The sequence below is a fragment of the Bowmanella dokdonensis genome (genome assembly GCF_017254865.1).
In the GTDB taxonomy this organism is placed as follows: domain Bacteria; phylum Pseudomonadota; class Gammaproteobacteria; order Enterobacterales; family Alteromonadaceae; genus Bowmanella; species Bowmanella dokdonensis.
In genome coordinates this window covers 1-394 of record NZ_JAFKCV010000141.1, presented here as the reverse complement: position 1 = coordinate 394, position 394 = coordinate 1, and the positions used below count along the sequence as shown (strand labels likewise).

The following is a 394-nucleotide window of genomic DNA, read 5'->3' as shown; positions in this document are numbered from 1 at the left end:
CTTTAACGACGATTTCAGTCTGAGTAGGAGTCTCTACGCTAACGCCAGCAGGCATTTCGTAGACTACGGGGTGAGAGAAACCCAGTGTCAGGTTCAGTTTGCTACCTTGTGCCTGAGCACGGTAACCAACACCTTGCAACTGCAGTTTTTTCTCGAAACCGTTGGTGACGCCGATCATCATGGCATTCAGCAGTGCGCGAGCAGTACCAGCCTGAGCCCAACCGTCTACAGCGCCTTCACGAGGCTGTGCTTTCAGATTGTTCTCTTCTTTAACTACTTCAACTGCACCGTTGAACTCACGGCTCAGCGTGCCGTTTTTACCTTTCAGTGTGACAACCTGACCTGCGATAGTAACTTCTACGCCGGCCTGAATCTCAACTGGGGCTTTTGCTAC

General features: G+C 51.3%; 1 protein-coding gene. It reads right to left on the bottom strand.

Annotated elements, in window-relative coordinates; translation table 11 throughout:
- The coding region (locus tag J0A66_RS21920) for a 50S ribosomal protein L6 (protein ID WP_206575963.1) at positions 1 to 394 on the bottom strand (394 nt) is incomplete at both ends.